We start from the raw sequence: 16,521 nt of genomic DNA on the forward strand, positions 1-16,521 counted from the left end.
TCGACTACTACAACCTAGAACGAGCCCACCTCGGCATCAGAGGCAAGACCCCCATCGACCGAATCAACAACGGTCGAGGTCAGTACAGCTAGCGCCACCAGCACCGGCACGAGGGCGCACAGCGCCGCCGACACCACGAAGGTGACGCTCGCGACCGGGTCGCGCCCGATCAACAGGATGAGGGTGGGCACGAAGGTGCCGCCGACGGCTCCGCACGCCACGAGCGTGCCGGTCGCCGCGGCGCTGCGGGCGGGGTCGAGGCGATCCAGGGCGAGTCCGAGGATCAGGCCGTAGCTCGGAGCGAGCAGCACGACGGATGCCGCGAGTGCGGCCAGCGCCCACACCGGCGACGACCCGATCAACAGGCCGGCCGCGGTCATCAGCGCCGCGGCGCCGAGCGTGCCGGTCGCGAGGATCACGAGCGGGCGCACGTCGCGCCGCCGCAGAGCAGCCGCGCCGAATCGACCGACGGCCATCAGCGCCCAGAAGGCCGTGGTGCCCAGCGCCGCCGCCGAGGGATCGAGGGTGAGTGCGCGCTCGGGGATCACGGCTGACCACCCGGAGAGCACGGTCTCGACGCCGACGTACAGCGGCAGGGCGAGGGCGAACGGGAGGAGGGGGATCAGGGCGCGCAGGTTCCTCGAGGGTGTCGAAGGTGTCAGGGGCGTCGAGGGCGCGGATCCCGGGCGTGCGGCACCGGAGCCGAGCAGCAGGACGACAGTGGTGAGCGGCACGACGCAGAGGATGCTGAGCACTGGCAGCATCCCGGTCCCGGCGCCGGCGGCGATCACGAGTGGGGTGAGCGCGGCGCAGACGGCGACCGTGCCCATGAGGGCGCTGAGCAGGCCGGTGGCGCTGCCGGTCGATGCGGCCTTCGCGGCCACCGATCCCGCCGCCTCGACGAGGCCGAATCCGAGACCGGCGAGAGCGGCCGCGGCGAGGAAGACCGGAGCGGATCCGGCCCACGCGCCCACGACGATCGCGAGCGCCTGCAGGCCACTCCCGAGGATCAGGGTGAGGCGGGTCGGGCGGCGAACGAGCAGGGGTCCCGAGAGCAGCACGCCCACGAGGAGGCCGGCGAACAGCACGGGAACGGCCGTGCTGAGATCGGCCGACATCGCCCGTTCGGCGGCCGGGAGCACGGCGGGGACGAAGGATGCCGTGACGCCGAGGCTCGCGAAGGCGGCGAACAGCCCGATCCTGGCGCTCGACCCGGTGCGCGAAGTGCGGGCGGGAGGGGAGCCGCTCACGCTCCGCCCGCTCGTGTGTGGTGCACGGCGGCGTAGGTGTTGCGCAGGGCTTCCATCGAGCGGTCGTAATTCGACTGGGCGACGCCGATGAAGATGCAGTCCACCACCATGAGCTGGGCGATGCGGCTGCCGAGGGCGCCGGATCGGAAGCCGGTCTCGCGGGCGGCGGTGGTGAGCACGATGTCGGCCTGATCGGCGAGCGGGGCGCCGGCGTGGTTGGTGATCGCGATCGTGGTCGCGCCGGCCTGGTGGGCGAGCAGGAGGAACTCGATCGTGTCGGTCGTCGATCCGGTGTGCGAGACCGCGATGGCGACGTTGCCCGGGCCGAGGGTGGCGGCCGAGGTCCACGCGGCGTGCGGGTCGGACCATTCGAGAGCCGTACGGCCGATACGGGTGAGCTTGCGCTGCAGGTCGAGGCCGACGATCGAGCTGGCGCCGACGCCGAAGATGTCGACCCTGGTCGCGGCGTTGATCGCGTCGACCGAGGCGCGCAGGGCCTCGGTGTCGAGCACCTTGGCGGTGTCGGCGAGAGACAGGGTCTCGGCGAGCGACACCTTGGCGACGATGTCGGCGAGGGTGTCGTTGCGGTCGATGTCGCCCGACACATCGGGGAGGGCCGCGGTGTCGAAGGTCTCGCGCTCGACCTCGCGCAGCACGTGATTGCGCAGATCGCGCAGGTGCTCGTACCCGAGGCTCTTGCAGAACCGGACGACGGAGGTGGTCGACGTGTCGCACCGCAGGGCGAGCTCGGCGATCGAGAGTCCCGCGGTCTCGGCGGGCCGCGCGAGGAACAGATCGGCGATGCGCTGTTCGCTCGGACGGAGCTCGGGGCGGATGGCGCGCATGCGCACGAGCACGGGGTGCACGCCGGCGTCGTCGCGGGCGGATGCAGAGGGCATGTGGTCTCCGATCGGTGATTCATACCCTAGGGGAAATTCTGTTACATATGAAGTGACTTTCGTGTACTTTTAGTACCACCACGACCGACGACGTTCCCGGGGCTCCCAGGCCGATGGCCTTCCCGACGCCATGGCGACGCGTCCCAGCCAGGAGGTAACAGCAATGAGCACAGCACGGCGGGCGTCATTCGGCGCTCTCACTGCCACGGGAGTCGCTTTGGCTCTCGTCATCACCGGGTGCTCCGCCCCGGCATCCGACCCGGCCCCGTCCGAGGGCGCAGCCGGCGGAGACCTCGTCATCGGCGTCACCAGCGATCCCGACACCCTGTTCCCGTGGAAGGCCACGCAGTTCCAGGCCGTCAACGTGCTGCAGAACCTCTACGGCACGCTGACCGAGTTCGATGAGGACCTGAACGTCGTCCCCGGTCTCGCCGAGTCGTGGGAGGTCTCGGAAGACGGCCTCACCGTCACCCTGAAGCTCCGCGAGGGCGTCACCTTCGCCGACGGCAGCACGTTCGGCTCCGAAGACGTCAAGTACTCGCTCGACGCGATCGCCGCCGAGGCCACCGCCGCCGTCGCGCGCAGCTCTCTCGCTTCGGTCACCGCCGTCGAGGCCACCGACGAGACGACCGTCACGCTGACCCTCAGCGCTCCCGACGCCGCGCTCCCCGCCAACCTCGCCGTCATCAACATGGCGATGCTCTCGTCCGACGACACCGAAGAGGCGCTCAACACCACCCCCAACGGCACCGGTCCGTTCCTGCTCGACGACCGCAAGCCGAGCCAGTCGCTCACGCTCGCCAAGAACGACGACTACTGGGGCGACACCGCCCTGCTCGACACCGTCGAGTTCCGCGTGATCCCCGATGAGTCGTCGATCGTCTCGGCGATGCAGTCCGGCAACGTGCAGTTCGCCGTCTTCGACGACCCGCTGGTCGCTCAGACCGCCGAGGGCGCCAACGTCACGGTCGCGACCACCCCGCAGCTCAGCTACCACGCACTGCAGCTCAACGCCACACGCGGTGACCTCGCCGACGTCAACGTGCGTCTCGCCATCCAGTGCGCGATCGACCGCCAGGAGGTGCTCGACACCGCCGCCCTCGGCGAGGGAGAGGTCACCGGACCCATCACCTCGCCCGCGTACAAGTCCGACCCCGAGGCGCGCCCCTGCCCGGAGCGCGACCTCGACAAGGCCGCCGAGTACCTCGACAAAGCCGGCAAGAGCGACGGCGTCACGGTCAAGACCATCGTCTCGCAGGGCGAGTACGCCACCTCGGTGAACGAGGCGCAGAACCTCAAGGCCCAGCTGGCCGACGCCGACATCACCCTCGACATCGAGGTGCTGGAGTCCGGTGCCTATGTCGACCGCTGGATCGCCGGTGACTTCGACGCCGCGGTCGCCCTCAACGGCGGACGCCCCGACCCCGACGGCATGTACGGTCGCTACTTCACCAGCACCGGAAACCTGAACAAGGTCGCCGGCTACTCCTCGCCCGAGCTCGACGCCCTGTTCGCCGAGGGTCGCCAGACCGCCGACGCCGACGCGCGCAAGGACATCTACGCGCAGGTCTCCGAGAACCTCGAAGACAATGCCGCGTGGATCTGGCTGTTCACGAGCTACACCTACACGGCCACGGCATCCACCGTCGACGGCTTCGTTCCGATGGTGAACGGCTCGCTGCAGTACCTGCGGACCACCTCCATCAAGTAGCGGACAGGAGCGGTGCGGGCGCGACAGCCCGCACCGCTCCATCCCCGACGACAGGCACCCACACACTCGCATGTTCAGACAGATCCTCACGGGCAGCGTGCTGCGCCGCATCTTCGCAGCCCTCGGCACGCTCCTCGGCGTCGCCATCTTCGTCTTCCTGATGCTGCGCGCCATCCCCGGCGACCAGATCAGCTCGGGCCTCGGCACCGAGGCCGCCGCGCTCACGCCCGCCCAGCGCGCAGCGCTCGAGGCCTACTACGGCCTCGACCAGCCGCTCTTCGTGCAGTTCTTCTCCTGGCTCGGCAACATCTTCACCGGCAACCTCGGGTTCTCCTCGCGGGCGCAGATGAGCGTCCTCGACCTCACCGCCGCCGCCCTGCCGGTCACCTTCGAGCTCGCGATCTTCTCGATCGTGATCGCCCTGGCCATCGGCATCCCCCTCGGCATGCTGTCGGCATCGAAGCCCGACTCGGTCCGCGACGGCTTCGGCCAGGTCGTCGGCCTCGCGGGACTCTCGATCCCCGCCTTCCTGCTCGGCACCGCGCTGCTCGCCGTGCTGGCCTCGTCGTTCGGCTTCAACCCGAACGGGCAGGGATTCGCCCCGCTCTTCCAGGACCCGCTGCTCAACCTGCAGCAGATGCTGCTGCCGTCGATCGTGCTGGGCTTCGGCATCGCCGCACCGATCATGCGCACCACGCGCACCGCGGTGCTCGAGATCCGCTCGAACGACTTCATCCGCACCGCGCGCGCCAAGGGCGTGCCGCCCCGGCGACTGCAGCTGCGACACGTGCTGCGCAACGCCCTCGTGCCGATCGTCACCATGACGGGCCTGCAGTTCGGCTACCTCCTGGGCGGTGCGGTGGTCGTGGAGCAGATCTTCTCGCTCCCCGGCATCGGACGACAGGTGCTCCTCGGCATCCAGCAGAAGGAGTACGCGCTCGTGCAGAGCACCGTGCTCGTGATCGCCCTCGCCTTCGTCATCGTCAACCTGCTCACCGACCTGCTGTACCGGGTCATCGATCCTCGGGTGCGTGCCGCATGACCGACATCTCTCAGACCCCGACCCTCGCCCCCGGCGGCGGGCGCACCATCGAGCGGGCCCGCCTGCTGCTGCGCAGCCGCAGCGGGCTCACCGGCCTCATCATCGTGGTGCTGCTCGGCATCCTCAGCATCGTGTCGGCGTTCGGTCTGCTGCCGTTCGATCCGCTCGCCCAGGACCCGCCGTCGCGCCTGCAGGCCCCCTCGGGCGTGCACTGGTTCGGCACCGACCAGTTCGGCCGCGACGTCTTCTCGCGCGTCGCCGCCGGCGTCGCCAACTCCGCCCTGATCTCGGTCGTCGCCGTGGCTTTCGCCACCGTCGTCGGCACGATCTGCGGGCTCATCGCCGGCTTCTACCGCGGCGTCTCCGACGGAGCCATCACCGCGGTCACGAACGTGCTGTTCGCGTTCCCCCCGCTGCTGCTCGCCCTGTCGCTGGCCTCGGTCTTCGAGCGCAACTGGTTCACGATCGCGGTGGCCATCGCGATCGTCTACGTGCCGATCTTCATCCGCGTGACGCGCGGCCCCGTGCTGTCGCTGCGCGAGGTCGAGTACGTCAAGGCCGCCAAGAGCACCGGGCAGAGCCGCATGGCGACGATGTTCCGCCACGTGCTGCCGAACATCACCTCGATCATCATCGTGCAGGTCACCCTGTCGCTCTCGTGGGCCGTGCTCACCGAGGCCTCGCTCAGCTTCCTCGGGCTCGGCACGCCGCCGCCCGCACCGTCGCTCGGATCGATGATCTTCGAGGCGCGCACGCTCGTCACCATCGCCCCCTGGACCATGATCGCCCCCGGTGCGATCGTGGTGCTGCTCGTCGTCGGCCTGAACCTGCTCGGAGACGGGCTGCGCGACAGTCTCGATCCTCGGAACAGGGGCAAGCGATGAACGCGGAAGATCTCGGGATGCTCGCGACCGAGGCGAGCGACCCCCGGTACGCCGACCTCGATCGCATGAGCGTGGCCGAGATCGCCCAGACCATGAACGACGCCGACGCGACGGTTCCCGCCGCCGTGCAGCGCGCTCTGCCGCAGATCGTCCCGGCGATCGAGGCGACGGCCGATCGGATGGCGCAGGGCGGCCGGCTCGTCTACGTGGGCGCGGGAACGCCCGGACGCATCGGCGTGCTCGACGCCTCGGAGTGCCCGCCCACGTTCAGCACCCCGCCCGAGCTGGTCTTCGCGATCATGGCCGGGGGAGCGGGAGCGATCGTGAACCCGGTCGAGGGTGCCGAAGACGACGCCGAGGGCGGCAGCGCCGCGATCGACGCCGCCGACATCGGCCCGCTCGACACGGTCATCGGCATCGCCTCCAGCGGTCGCACGCCCTATGTCGTCGCGGCGATCCGTCGGGCGCGTGAGCGCGGGGCCCTCACGGTCGGTCTCTCGTGCAACACCGGCACCGTGCTGAGCGAGACCGCCGAGTACGGCATCGAGGTCGAGGTCGGCCCCGAGGTGCTGTCGGGATCGACGCGACTCAAGTCGGGCACGGCGCAGAAGCTCGTGCTCAACATGTTCTCGACGATCGTGATGGTGCGCGGCGGCAAGGCCTACGGAAACCTGATGGTCGACCTCAAGGCCACCAATCACAAGCTCCGCGAACGCGCCATCCGCATGGTGCAGTCCATTGCCGACGTCGATCGCGACACCGCGGTCGACGCGCTCGAGACCGCCGCGTACGACGTGAAGCTCGCGTCGATCATGCTGCGCCGTGGCGACGATCTCGCCGCGGCCACCGCACGACTCACCGCCGCCGACGGCCGGCTGCGGACTGCACTGGAGGAGAACTGATGCGCGTTCTGGGACTGATCTCGGGCACTTCGCACGACGGGATCGACGCGGCGATCGTCGACTTCACTGCCGTCGACGGCACTCCGGGCGACGGCACTCCGGGCGACGGCATCCCGGGCACTGCCCCCGCCGCGACCGGCGTTGAGCTGCGCGGCACCGTCGTCGCCGAGGCGAGCATCCCGTACTCTCCCGAGTTGCGTGCGCGGCTGATCGCCGCGCTGCCCCCGGCGCAGACGACGCTCGCCGAGGTGTGCGAACTCGACACCCTCATCGGCCAGGCGTTCGCCGAAGTCGCCGCCGACATCGCGGCGAGCGTCGGCGGCGTCGACGCGGTGTGCTCGCACGGGCAGACGGTGTACCACTGGGTCGACGGCGCGCACGCGCTGGGCACCCTGCAGATCGGACAGCCCGCCTGGATCGCCGAGAAGGTGGGCGCTCCCGTGGTCTCCGACATCCGCATCCGCGACATCACCGCGGGTGGGCACGGCGCCCCGCTGGTCTCGTTCCTCGATGAGCTGCTGCTGCGCTCGCAGGCCGGCATCTCGGCCGCGCTCAACCTCGGCGGCATCTCGAACATGACGGTGGTGCGCCCCGACGGTCTCGTGGCGTACGACATCGGTCCGGCGAACGCGCTGGTCGACGCGGTCATCGTCGAGCACGGCCTCAACCCGCTGGGCTACGACGACGACGCGCGCATCGCTCGCACGGGACGCGTCGACGAGGCGCTGCTCGCCGCGATGCTCGCCGATCCGTACTACGCCCTCACCCCGCCGAAGAGCACCGGCAAAGAGCACTTCCACCTCGGCTACGTGCACGACCATCTCGCCGCCCAGGGCCGCGAGATCGCGGTCGAAGACGTGGTGCGCACGCTCACAGAGCTCACGGTGCAGACCGTGGCGCGCGATGTGGCCGCGGCCGAGATCGCGTTCCTCGCGGTGTCGGGAGGCGGATGCCGCAACCCGCTGCTCCTCGACGGACTGCGCGCCGCACTGCCCCTCACCCGGGTGGTGCTCGCCGACGAGTTGGGCGCGCCCGCCGACAGCAAGGAGGCGATCCTGCTCGCGCTGATCGGCTGGTGCACGATGCACGGCATCTCGGCGATCGTCCCGGGCGGCACGGGCGCGCGCGAGCCCCGCATCCTCGGCGCGATCACCCCGGGCGCAGGCCCGCTGGTCATGCCCGCGCCGGTCTCCGGCATCGCTTCGCTGGTGCTCGCGGAGGCCGCGGCATCGTGAACCTCGAGGTGCGTCGCGCCACCCCGGACGACCTGTCCGGGGTGCTCGACGTGTTCCTCGACTGCTGGCGCGAGAGCTACCGCGGCGTGCTGCCGGCATCGGCGATCGACGCGATGACCGACGAGCGCGCCGAGGCGCTGTGGCGTCGTGTGCTCGCGGACACCACCGGCGTCGTGCTCGTCGCCGTCGCCGTCGATGTCGACGTCGATGCCGCTATCGATGCCCCTGTCGATGCCGCAGAGGGCGACGGCCGGGTCGTCGGCATCACGCGCTACGCGGTCGCTACGGGAACGGATGCCGGTGCCGTCGAGGGTGCCGTGCACTCGCTGTACGTCTCCCCGCGCGCGCACGGCGGAGGCGTCGGAACGCTCCTGCTGTCGAGGGCGACCGATGAGCTGCGGGCAGCGGGAGCCGCCGCGGCCACCCTGTGGGTCTTCGCGGCGAACGCTCCCTCGATCGGGTTCTACGAGTCGCGCGGCTGGCTCCCCGACGGCGCGACTCGCACCCAGGCCGACTTCGGCGAGCCCGAGCAGCGCATGCGGCGGGAGTGGACATGAGCGTCATCGAGCGACTGCGCGTGCTGCGTGTTGCCTCCCCGCTGGTGCGTCCCTTCGTCACCGCGGTGCGCCGCACCGACCAGATCGATGTGGTGCTCGTCGAGGCGACCGACGCCGACGGCCGCACCGGTTGGGGCGAGGCGGCGACGAGCTGGCGCGTCACCGGCGAGAGCGCGCAGAGCGTCGCGGCCGTGGCCGCCGGTCCCCTCGGTGACGTCGTCATCGGGCGTGACGCGGGCGACCCCGTTCTCGCCTCCGACATCGCTCGCGCGGTCTGGGGCAATGCCGCGGCCCGCAGCGCGGTCGAGTGCGCACTCGCCGACCTCGATGCGCAGGCGCGTGCGATTCCGGTGGCGCAGATGTTCGCCGCGGAGGCTGCGCCCTCGCGCATCCGCACCGACATGACGCTGTCGGCGGCCGATCCCGCCGAGCTGGCCGACCGCGCGGCCGAACACGTGGCCGCCGGGTTCCGGTGCCTCAAGATCAAGGCCTCGGCCGCGCACGACACGGTTGCCGGACTGCACGCCGTGCGCGCGGCGATCGGCTCCGAGGTGTCGCTGCGCATCGACGCCAACCAGGCCTGGGATGCCGAGACGGCGATCCGCATCATCCGCGCCGCCGAAGACCGCGGCTTCGACGTCGAACTCGTCGAGCAGCCCGTCGCCGCGCACGACCTCGACGCGCTCGCCCGGGTGACGGCTGCCGTTGGCACGCCGATCATGGCCGATGAGGCGGTGCGCACGGCGCGCGACGTGCGGGCCATCGCCGAGCGCGGCGCGGCAGATCTCGTCAACATCAAGCTCGCGAAGACCGGCGGGCTCGCCGAGGCCGCCGTGGCGGCCGGTGCCGCCCGCGAGGCCGGTCTCGGCGTCGTGTTCGGCTGCATGATGGAGGCGCACGTCGGCGTCACCGCCGCAGCTCACCTCGCCGCCGCCTTCGCCCCCGATGTCGTGCACGACCTCGACGCGGCGCTGTGGTTGCGCCGCTCGCCCGTGGTCGGCGGCATCCGCTCGACCGGTGACACGCTCGAGCTCGGAACCGAGTCGGGCTTCGGCATCCACGGGCTGGCTCCGGGTGCCGCGGCCGGCGTGCTCGCCGACGTGCACAGCCGTGGGGCGGTGCACGCATGAGCGCCGACCGCGCTGTCGAGGCGCTTCTCTCGGCGGGTACCGCCGCCCCGGCGGGTGCGGTGGTCGGCATCCTCACGTCCGAGGGTCGCGATCTCGCCGCTGGCGGCCGAGCCGACACCGCAGGCACAGCGGTCACGGTCGACACGGCCTTCGACGTCGCCTCGGTGACGAAGGTCGCGGCGACCACCACCGCGCTCCTCGCGCTCGTCAGTCGTGGCGACGCCAGCTTCGACGACCCGGTCGCCCGCTACCTGCCCGACTCTCCCTGCGCCCCCGGCACCACGCTGCGTCACCTGCTGCAGCATCGCGCGGGGCTGTGGGAGTGGCAGCCGCTCTACCTCACGCCCGGCGACCCCGCCGCCGCGATCGACGCTCTGCCCCTGCGCTACCTGCTCGACGATGCCCGCCACTACTCCGATCTCGGCTTCCTGCTGCTCGGCCGCATCGTCTCGATCGTGGCGGATGCTCCGCTCGACGCCGCCGTGCGCGAGCTCGTGACCGCGCCGCTCGGTCTGCGGCGCACGGGCTACGGTCCGGTCGCGGCGCCGGTCGCGTCGAGTGCGATCGGCGATGCCGCCGAGCGTCGCATGGTCGCCACCGGCGAGCCGTACCCGGTGCTCTCGCCCGCGTCCTCGCGCGACTTCGCCTGGCGTGACGGCGAGATCGCCGGCACCGCGAACGACGGCAACTGCTTCCACGCGTTCGGCGGGGTGGCCGGTCACGCCGGACTCTTCAGCACCGCCGACGACCTGCTCACACTCGGAGCCGCCCTCGCCGCACCCGAGGCGCACACCGACCTCTGGCATCCGCATGCCGTCGCCGACCTGTTCCGCGACGGACCCGATGCCGGCCAGGCCCTCGGATGGCGTAGCCGCACCGTCGCCCTCGACGGCCGAGAAGAGCGGATGCTGTGGCACCCCGGTTTCACCGGCTGCGCCCTCGGCATCCTGCCCGCAGCCGGCACCGCCGTCGTGGTGCTGAGCAACCGGCTGCTCGCCGCCGAACCCGCCACCGCTGCACCCCTTACCACCGAGGCGCTGTGGCTGACCGCGCTCCCCGAACTTCTGGGCGACCAGACATCCCGTGACACCGAAGGAACGAGAACACCATGAGCATCACCGAGCCTGTGCTGAGCATCAGCGGCCTCGCCGTCGCCTTCCGGACCGGTTCCGAGCTGGTCACCGCCATCAGCGACATCAGCATCGATGTCGCCGCGGGTGAGACCGTCGCCGTCGTGGGCGAGTCCGGCTCCGGCAAGTCCACCACCGCGGCCGCGGTCAACCGGTTGCTCCCCGAGAACGGTGTCATCACCGCCGGCAGCATCCGTTTCGACGGTCGCGAACTCACCGAGCTGACCGAGAACGCGATGGTGACCCTGCGCGGCGCCGGCATCGGCCTCGTGCCGCAAGACCCGATGTCGAACCTCAACCCGCTCATGCGCGTGGGCGATCAGATCGGCGAAGCGCTCGAGGTGCACGGGCGCACGACGGGCGACGCCACCGACGCCCGTGTCGTCGAGCTGCTCGAGATGGTGGGGATCACGGATGCCGCGAACCGCGCCCGCCAGTACCCGCACGAGTTCTCCGGCGGAATGCGCCAGCGCGTGCTGATCGCCATGGGCCTGGCGTGCAAGCCACGCCTGCTGATCGCCGACGAGCCCACCTCGGCCCTCGACGTGACCGTGCAGCGCCGCATCCTCGACCAGCTCGACGAACTGACCGACGACCTCGGCACGGCGGTGTTCCTGATCACGCACGACCTGGCGCTGGCCGCCGAGCGCGCCGATCGCATCGTGGTGATGTTCCGCGGACGCATCGTCGAGGAGGGCACGTCCGATGAGGTGCTCGGCAACCCGCAGCACGAGTACACGAAGCAGCTGCTGGCGGCGGCGCCCAGCCTCGCCTCGCGGCGCGATGCCCTGCCGAAGCGCCAGGCCGCGGCATCCGAGACGCCGTTCGTCGAGGTGCGCGATCTGCGCAAGGAGTTCGCGCTGCGCTCGCCGAAGGCCGGAGAGCCGACGAGCTTCACCGCGGTCGACGGCGTGAGCTTCGCCATCCGCCGCGGCACCACGGTCTCTATCGTGGGGGAGTCGGGCTCGGGCAAATCGACGACCGCCAACATGGTGCTGGGCCTCGAAGACGTCACCGACGGGTCCATCCTGTTCGACGGCCTCGACCTGACCACCCTGCGCCGCAAAGAGCTGTTCGCGCTGCGCCGACGGGTGCAGCCGGTGTTCCAGAACCCCTACGCCTCGCTCGACCCGCGGTACACGGTCGAGCAGTCGATCGCCGAGCCGCTGCGCGTGCACCGCATCGGCACCCCGGCCACCCGGCACGCCCGCGTGCTCGAACTGCTCGAGCAGGTGGCCCTCCCCGCCGCGATGGCCGAGCGGCTGCCGCACGAGCTGTCGGGTGGCCAGCGTCAGCGCGTCGCGATCGCCCGCGCACTCGCACTCGAGCCCGAACTCGTCGTGCTCGACGAAGCCGTGTCGGCGCTCGACGTGCTGGTGCAGGCGCAGATCCTCGACCTGCTCGCCGACCTGCAGAAGCGCCTCGGACTCAGCTACCTGTTCATCAGCCACGACCTCGCCGTCGTGCGGATGATCTCCGACGAGGTGCACGTCATGCAGCGCGGCGTGATCGTCGAGAGCGGAACGCCCGAGCGCATCTTCGACGACCCGCAGCACCCGTACACGAAGGAGCTGCTCGCCGCGATCCCGGGAGCCTCGCTGGCCTCCTGACCGTGCTCCCGGGATGGCTGCTCGCTCCTGAGCTCAGGATGCGAAGGGAACCGCCCCCACGAGCACGCCGACCGCGAGCATCACCAGAGAGACGATGCACGCCCGCCACAGCACCTTCTTGTGGTGGTCGCCGAGGTTGACGCTCGCGAGCGAGACGAGCAGCAGGATGGCCGGCACGAGCGGACTCTGCAGGTGCACCGGCTGCCCGATGATCGAGGCGCGTGCCATCTCGACGGGGCTGATCCCGAAGTGCTCGGCGCTCTGCGCGAGCACCGGAAGGATGCCGTAGTAGAACGCGTCGTTCGACATGAAGAACGTCAGCGGGATCGACAGCACACCGGTGATGACGGCGAGGAACGGGCCGAGGGAGTCGGGGATCGCCGTGGTGATCCAGTTCGCCATGGCATCCACCATGCCGGTGCCGTTGAGCACACCCACGAGCACACCCGCCGCCAGCACCATCGAGACGACGCCGACGATGCTCGGTGCGTGCGCGACGATCTCATCGGCCTGGCTCTTGAGCTTGGGGAAGTTGATGACCAGTGCCACCGCTGCTCCCACCATGAAGACGTACGCGAGCGGGAAGATGTCGGTCACGAGCAGCACCATCACGGCGACGGTGAGAGCGAGGTTGACCCAGATGAGCTTCGGCCGGAGGGTCGCGCGGTTCGGGTCGAGCATGGTGTCGGCCATCGCGGTGTCCTCGCGGTCGACGAGCGCGGTCGCTGCGGGCATCCCTCCGCGTCCGCCGGCGACGGTGACGATGTTGCCGGTGCGGAGCGTGGCGCGGGCTCCGGGCTTGGCGCCCGTGTTGCGGAAGATGCGCGCTTCACCGCTCGTTCCGCCGCCGATGCGGCTCTGATCGACCTGGCCGATGCGCTTGCGCTCGCCGAGTCCGAGGAACCAGGCGAACAGCAGGGCGACGATGAGCCCCGCCCCGAGAGAGGGCAGCATCGGCACGAAGATATCGGTGGGCTGGAGTCCCAGGGCGGTCGCTGCGCGCACCGTCGGACCGCCCCACGGCACGATGTTCATCGTGCCGTTCATGAGGCCGGCCACACACGTGAGCACCACGGGGTTCATGCCCAGGCGCAGGTAGATCGGCAGCATCGCCGACGTCGTGATGATGAACGTGGTCGAGCCGTCGCCGTCGAGCGAGACGACAGCGGCGAGGATGGCCGTACCGAGCACGATCTTCGCCGGGTCGTCTCCGAGCAGACGGGTGATGACGCGGATGAGGGGATCGAACAATCCGACGTCGATCATGATGCCGAAGTACATGATCGCGAACATCAGCAGCGCCGCAGTGGGCGCCATGTCGGAGATCGCGTCGATGATCATCTCACCGAGTCCGAGGCCCGCTCCCGCGAAGAGACCGAACGCCGTCGGCACCAGGATGAGGGCGACCATCGGCGTCAGGCGCCGCGTCATGATGAGCGCCATGAAGACGAGCACCATCGTGAATCCGAGGATGACGAGCACGCCCTCGGGTGGGAGGAAGGCCGTGTCGTAGCCCTCCTCGGTTGCGAGCGGGACCATAGCTGCCACGTCCAATGCGACTCCTTCGTCGTGTCGTGCGTCAGAACGTGCGCCGGGAAAGGCGCATCCCGCGAGAGTAGGGCGATCGCGATCGAGACGCGCGCTATGTCGCATTGCCGCACGTTGTGCGCGTAGCGTGTGTTCTGCGCATTGTGCTCAGCGTGCGGCCGAAGGAGGTGGATGGTGCGTTTCGCGACTCGCCTCCTGCTCGTGCAGCTCGCGACGGTGACCGCCGTCGTGGCCGTGTGCGCGCTCGTGTTCGGCTGGCTCGGCGTGCAGCAGCTGCGTGCCGAGTCCGAGGCCGCAGCGCTCAACATCGCCCGCACGGTCGCCGAAGACCCCGATGTGCAGTCGCGGGTCGCGGAGTTCTCCGCCGATCCCGGCACCCCTGCGGCGGCCGATCTGCGCGACGGGCCGTTGCAGCGGGTCGCCGTCGGGGTGGCCGACCGCACCGACGCTCTGTTCGTCGTCATCACCGATGACCACGGCATCCGTCTCGCGCATCCGAACCAGAGCCTGCTCGGGCAGGTCGTGTCGACCCCGTTCGAGCGTGTTCTGCAGGGCGAGGAGGTCGTCGACTGGGAGGTCGGCACGCTCGGCGAGTCCGCCCGGGCGAAGGTGCCGATCTACGCCGCGCCCGGGCAAGCGCCCGTGGGCGAGGTGAGCGTGGGCTTCGAGGTCGCGAGCGTCTTCGACGACCTGCCCGCGCTGCTCGCGACGATCGCGGTCGCCGCGGCCGGCGCGATCCTGCTCGCCGCCCTCGCCACACTGCTGCTGCGACGCCGGTTCGAGAGGCTCACGCTCGGCGTGCAGCCCGAAGAGCTCGTCGCGCTCGTGCAGAACCAGGCGGCGGTGCTCGACGGTGTCGGTGACGGCGTGCTGGCGGTGGATGCCGCGGGCATCGTGCGGGTGTGCAACAGCGCGGCGGAGCGGATGCTCGGGCTGCCGTCGCCCCTCGGGCACCGAATGGACGAGCTCGAGGTGAACGACGCGGTGCGACGGACCGTCGCGAACCGAGCGACGAACGTCGAGGCCGTCGTCGGCGACCGGGTGCTCTATCTCGACGCCCGGCCGGTCGTGCATGACGATCGGCCGCTCGGAGTCGTCGTCGTCGTGCGCGACCGCACCGACATCGAAGCCCTCGCCGGGCGCCTCGAGACCGTGCGTGCGACCACCGAGGCGTTGCGGGTGCAGCGACACGAGTTCGCCAACCGGCTGCACGTCGTCTCGGGCCTCATCGACGCCCAGCGGGTCGCCGAGGCCCGCGCCTTCCTCGACGAGCTGACGCAGCGCGGCAGCGTCGGGTTCGGTATCGAGGGGCTCGAACGCGTGCCCGATGCTTTCCTCCAGTCGTTCCTGGGTGCGACCGCGCTCGCCGCCGGGGAGAAGGGCGTGGCGCTGCGCATCGCCGACGACACGCTCGTGCTCGGCGAGGTGATCGCGGCCGAAGACGTCGGAGCCGTGCTCGGCAATCTCGTCGGCAACGCGATCACCGCGGCGGTCGCCGGTGACGCACCGCGGTGGGTCGAGGTCTCGGTGCTCACCGACGGCGACACGCTCGTGCTGACCGTGGCCGATTCCGGCGGCGGTATCGTGCCGCGCGGACGCGATCCGTTCGCGCCCGACTCCGGACCCGCACCCGCGGAGGCGGAATCACGCGATGCCGGACCGATCCACGGTCACGGCTTCGGACTGCCCCTTTCCCGCGACCTGGCCCGGCGCCGCGGTGGCGACGTGTGGGTGATCTCGCCAGGCGGCGGCGAGGCCGGTGCCGTGTTCGGCGCGCGCATCCCCGCAGCGGTGGCCGCCCCGACCCATGATGCAGACCCCCGAGCCCAGGAGGAACGATGACCGACGACATCCGGGTACTCGTGATCGATGACGACTTCCGCGTTGCCGGCCTGCATCGCGACACCGTCGCGAGTGTGGCGGGGTTCGCTCCGCTCGATCCGGTGCACACGCTCGAGGCGGCGCGGCAGGCGGTGCGCGTGCACCAGCCCGATCTCCTCCTGGTCGACGCCTACCTGCCCGACGGCGACGGCATCGCCTTCGCCGCGGCAACGGATCTTGATGCCTTCGTACTCTCTGCGGCGACGGATGCCGCGACCGTCCGGCGAGCGATCCGTGCCGGGGCGCTCAGCTACCTGGCCAAGCCGTTCGATGCCTCCGTGCTCGTCGATCGGCTGCAGCGCTACGCGCGGATGCGCAACGTGCTCGTCGTCGAGGGGGCGCTCACGCAGGACCAGATCGATCGCGCGGGCTCCATCATGGCGGGAGGGGCGGAGCCGGCGACTGTGTCGCGCTCGGTCACCGAGCAGCTCATCCTGGATGGCCTCGGTGACGAAGACGAGGCGTCGGCGGCCGAGATCGCGCAGCGCATCGGCATCTCACGGGCCACCGCCCAGCGGCATCTCGCTTCGCTCGCCACGCGCGGCCAGGTCGAGGTGCGGTTGCGTTACGGCACGACGGGCCGCCCCGAGCATCGCTACGTGCGGGCGAGTGGTCGCCCGCAGTGACCGCCTGCCCGCAGTGAGCGCCTAGCTGTACTGACCCGGATCGTTGTTGACGTAGGAGAGACCTTCGGTGTCGAGTGGGAGCTGTCTAGGTTCCTGTTCGATCACACGAAGGTCTC

At 70.5% G+C, this 16,521-nt stretch carries 14 protein-coding genes; 11 read left to right on the top strand and 3 right to left on the bottom strand.

The genetic code is table 11. The features are described 5' to 3' along the window. Positions 1 to 14 precede the first annotated feature (14 nt). Positions 15 to 1,250: an MFS transporter gene (locus ACIOSY_RS17710; RefSeq protein ID WP_400855525.1), complete on the bottom strand. Its 1,236-nt coding sequence runs from the start codon at positions 1,248 to 1,250 to the stop codon at positions 15 to 17. Continuing rightward, complete coding sequence (locus tag ACIOSY_RS17715) at positions 1,247 to 2,149, bottom strand: MurR/RpiR family transcriptional regulator (RefSeq protein WP_400855527.1); 903 nt, start codon at positions 2,147 to 2,149, stop codon at positions 1,247 to 1,249. Before ACIOSY_RS17715 ends, ACIOSY_RS17710 begins: the two co-directional genes overlap by 4 nt. Positions 2,150 to 2,312: 163 nt before the next feature. Between ACIOSY_RS17715 and ACIOSY_RS17720 the strand changes: the two genes are divergently transcribed. The 9 genes from ACIOSY_RS17720 (at position 2,313) to ACIOSY_RS17760 (ending at position 12,350) form a co-directional block, all read left to right on the top strand. Next, positions 2,313 to 3,860, top strand: a complete 1,548-nt coding sequence (locus ACIOSY_RS17720; RefSeq protein WP_400855528.1) for an ABC transporter substrate-binding protein — start codon at positions 2,313 to 2,315, stop codon at positions 3,858 to 3,860. 70 nt (positions 3,861 to 3,930) lie between these two features. Beyond that, positions 3,931 to 4,902 (top strand): ABC transporter permease, encoded by a 972-nt coding sequence (locus ACIOSY_RS17725; RefSeq protein ID WP_400855529.1) that lies wholly within the window; start codon positions 3,931 to 3,933, stop codon positions 4,900 to 4,902. Then, positions 4,899 to 5,786, top strand: coding sequence for an ABC transporter permease (locus tag ACIOSY_RS17730; RefSeq protein WP_400855530.1), 888 nt, complete (start codon positions 4,899 to 4,901; stop codon positions 5,784 to 5,786). Before ACIOSY_RS17725 ends, ACIOSY_RS17730 begins: the two co-directional genes overlap by 4 nt. Next, entirely contained in the window at positions 5,783 to 6,688 is a 906-nt protein-coding gene (gene murQ, locus ACIOSY_RS17735; RefSeq protein ID WP_400855531.1) for an N-acetylmuramic acid 6-phosphate etherase, read from the top strand. Before ACIOSY_RS17730 ends, murQ begins: the two co-directional genes overlap by 4 nt. Next, complete coding sequence (locus ACIOSY_RS17740) at positions 6,688 to 7,923, top strand: anhydro-N-acetylmuramic acid kinase (RefSeq protein ID WP_400855533.1); 1,236 nt, start codon at positions 6,688 to 6,690, stop codon at positions 7,921 to 7,923. The genes murQ and ACIOSY_RS17740 overlap by 1 nt, the downstream gene beginning before the upstream one ends. Continuing rightward, on the top strand, positions 7,920 to 8,480 hold the full coding sequence (locus ACIOSY_RS17745) for a GNAT family N-acetyltransferase (RefSeq protein WP_400855534.1): 561 nt from the start codon (positions 7,920 to 7,922) through the stop codon (positions 8,478 to 8,480). The genes ACIOSY_RS17740 and ACIOSY_RS17745 overlap by 4 nt, the downstream gene beginning before the upstream one ends. Continuing rightward, positions 8,477 to 9,610 carry a mandelate racemase/muconate lactonizing enzyme family protein gene (locus ACIOSY_RS17750; RefSeq protein WP_400855536.1) on the top strand — a complete coding sequence of 378 codons (1,134 nt, stop codon included), beginning with the start codon at positions 8,477 to 8,479 and terminating at the stop codon, positions 9,608 to 9,610. The genes ACIOSY_RS17745 and ACIOSY_RS17750 overlap by 4 nt, the downstream gene beginning before the upstream one ends. Continuing rightward, the gene (locus tag ACIOSY_RS17755) at positions 9,607 to 10,722 is read left to right on the top strand and encodes a serine hydrolase domain-containing protein (protein WP_400855538.1); all 1,116 of its coding nucleotides are present in this window, start codon (positions 9,607 to 9,609) and stop codon (positions 10,720 to 10,722) included. Before ACIOSY_RS17750 ends, ACIOSY_RS17755 begins: the two co-directional genes overlap by 4 nt. Further along, entirely contained in the window at positions 10,719 to 12,350 is a 1,632-nt protein-coding gene (locus ACIOSY_RS17760; protein ID WP_400855540.1) for an ABC transporter ATP-binding protein, read from the top strand. The genes ACIOSY_RS17755 and ACIOSY_RS17760 overlap by 4 nt, the downstream gene beginning before the upstream one ends. Positions 12,351 to 12,383: 33 nt before the next feature. Here the strand turns inward: ACIOSY_RS17760 and ACIOSY_RS17765 are convergent, their stop codons facing one another. Then, a complete protein-coding gene (locus ACIOSY_RS17765) occupies positions 12,384 to 13,889 on the bottom strand; it encodes a CitMHS family transporter (protein ID WP_400855542.1) in 1,506 nt (501 codons plus the stop codon). A gap of 180 nt (positions 13,890 to 14,069) precedes the next feature. Between ACIOSY_RS17765 and ACIOSY_RS17770 the strand changes: the two genes are divergently transcribed. Both ACIOSY_RS17770 and ACIOSY_RS17775 read left to right on the top strand, forming a co-directional pair. Then, positions 14,070 to 15,740, top strand: coding sequence for an ATP-binding protein (locus tag ACIOSY_RS17770; protein ID WP_400855543.1), 1,671 nt, complete (start codon positions 14,070 to 14,072; stop codon positions 15,738 to 15,740). Further along, on the top strand, positions 15,737 to 16,405 hold the full coding sequence (locus ACIOSY_RS17775; protein ID WP_400855544.1) for a response regulator: 669 nt from the start codon (positions 15,737 to 15,739) through the stop codon (positions 16,403 to 16,405). Before ACIOSY_RS17770 ends, ACIOSY_RS17775 begins: the two co-directional genes overlap by 4 nt. Positions 16,406 to 16,521 lie beyond the last annotated feature (116 nt).

The organism is Microbacterium sp. NPDC087665, assembly GCF_044743285.1.
Taxonomy (GTDB): Bacteria; Actinomycetota; Actinomycetes; order Actinomycetales; family Microbacteriaceae; genus Microbacterium.

Excerpts from the sequence above, each read along its gene's own strand:
- ACIOSY_RS17775 (WP_400855544.1), top strand. The coding sequence starts at position 15,737 with ATGACCGACGACATCCGGGTACTCGTGATCGATGACGACTTCCGCGTT.
- ACIOSY_RS17765 (WP_400855542.1), bottom strand. The coding sequence starts at position 13,889 with ATGGTCCCGCTCGCAACCGAGGAGGGCTACGACACGGCCTTCCTCCCA.
- ACIOSY_RS17730 (WP_400855530.1), top strand. The coding sequence starts at position 4,899 with ATGACCGACATCTCTCAGACCCCGACCCTCGCCCCCGGCGGCGGGCGC.
- ACIOSY_RS17755 (WP_400855538.1), top strand. The coding sequence starts at position 9,607 with ATGAGCGCCGACCGCGCTGTCGAGGCGCTTCTCTCGGCGGGTACCGCC.
- ACIOSY_RS17760 (WP_400855540.1), top strand. The coding sequence starts at position 10,719 with ATGAGCATCACCGAGCCTGTGCTGAGCATCAGCGGCCTCGCCGTCGCC.
- murQ (WP_400855531.1), top strand. The coding sequence starts at position 5,783 with ATGAACGCGGAAGATCTCGGGATGCTCGCGACCGAGGCGAGCGACCCC.
- ACIOSY_RS17720 (WP_400855528.1), top strand. The coding sequence starts at position 2,313 with ATGAGCACAGCACGGCGGGCGTCATTCGGCGCTCTCACTGCCACGGGA.
- ACIOSY_RS17740 (WP_400855533.1), top strand. The coding sequence starts at position 6,688 with ATGCGCGTTCTGGGACTGATCTCGGGCACTTCGCACGACGGGATCGAC.
- ACIOSY_RS17715 (WP_400855527.1), bottom strand. The coding sequence starts at position 2,149 with ATGCCCTCTGCATCCGCCCGCGACGACGCCGGCGTGCACCCCGTGCTC.
- ACIOSY_RS17750 (WP_400855536.1), top strand. The coding sequence starts at position 8,477 with ATGAGCGTCATCGAGCGACTGCGCGTGCTGCGTGTTGCCTCCCCGCTG.
- ACIOSY_RS17770 (WP_400855543.1), top strand. The coding sequence starts at position 14,070 with ATGGTGCGTTTCGCGACTCGCCTCCTGCTCGTGCAGCTCGCGACGGTG.
- ACIOSY_RS17725 (WP_400855529.1), top strand. The coding sequence starts at position 3,931 with ATGTTCAGACAGATCCTCACGGGCAGCGTGCTGCGCCGCATCTTCGCA.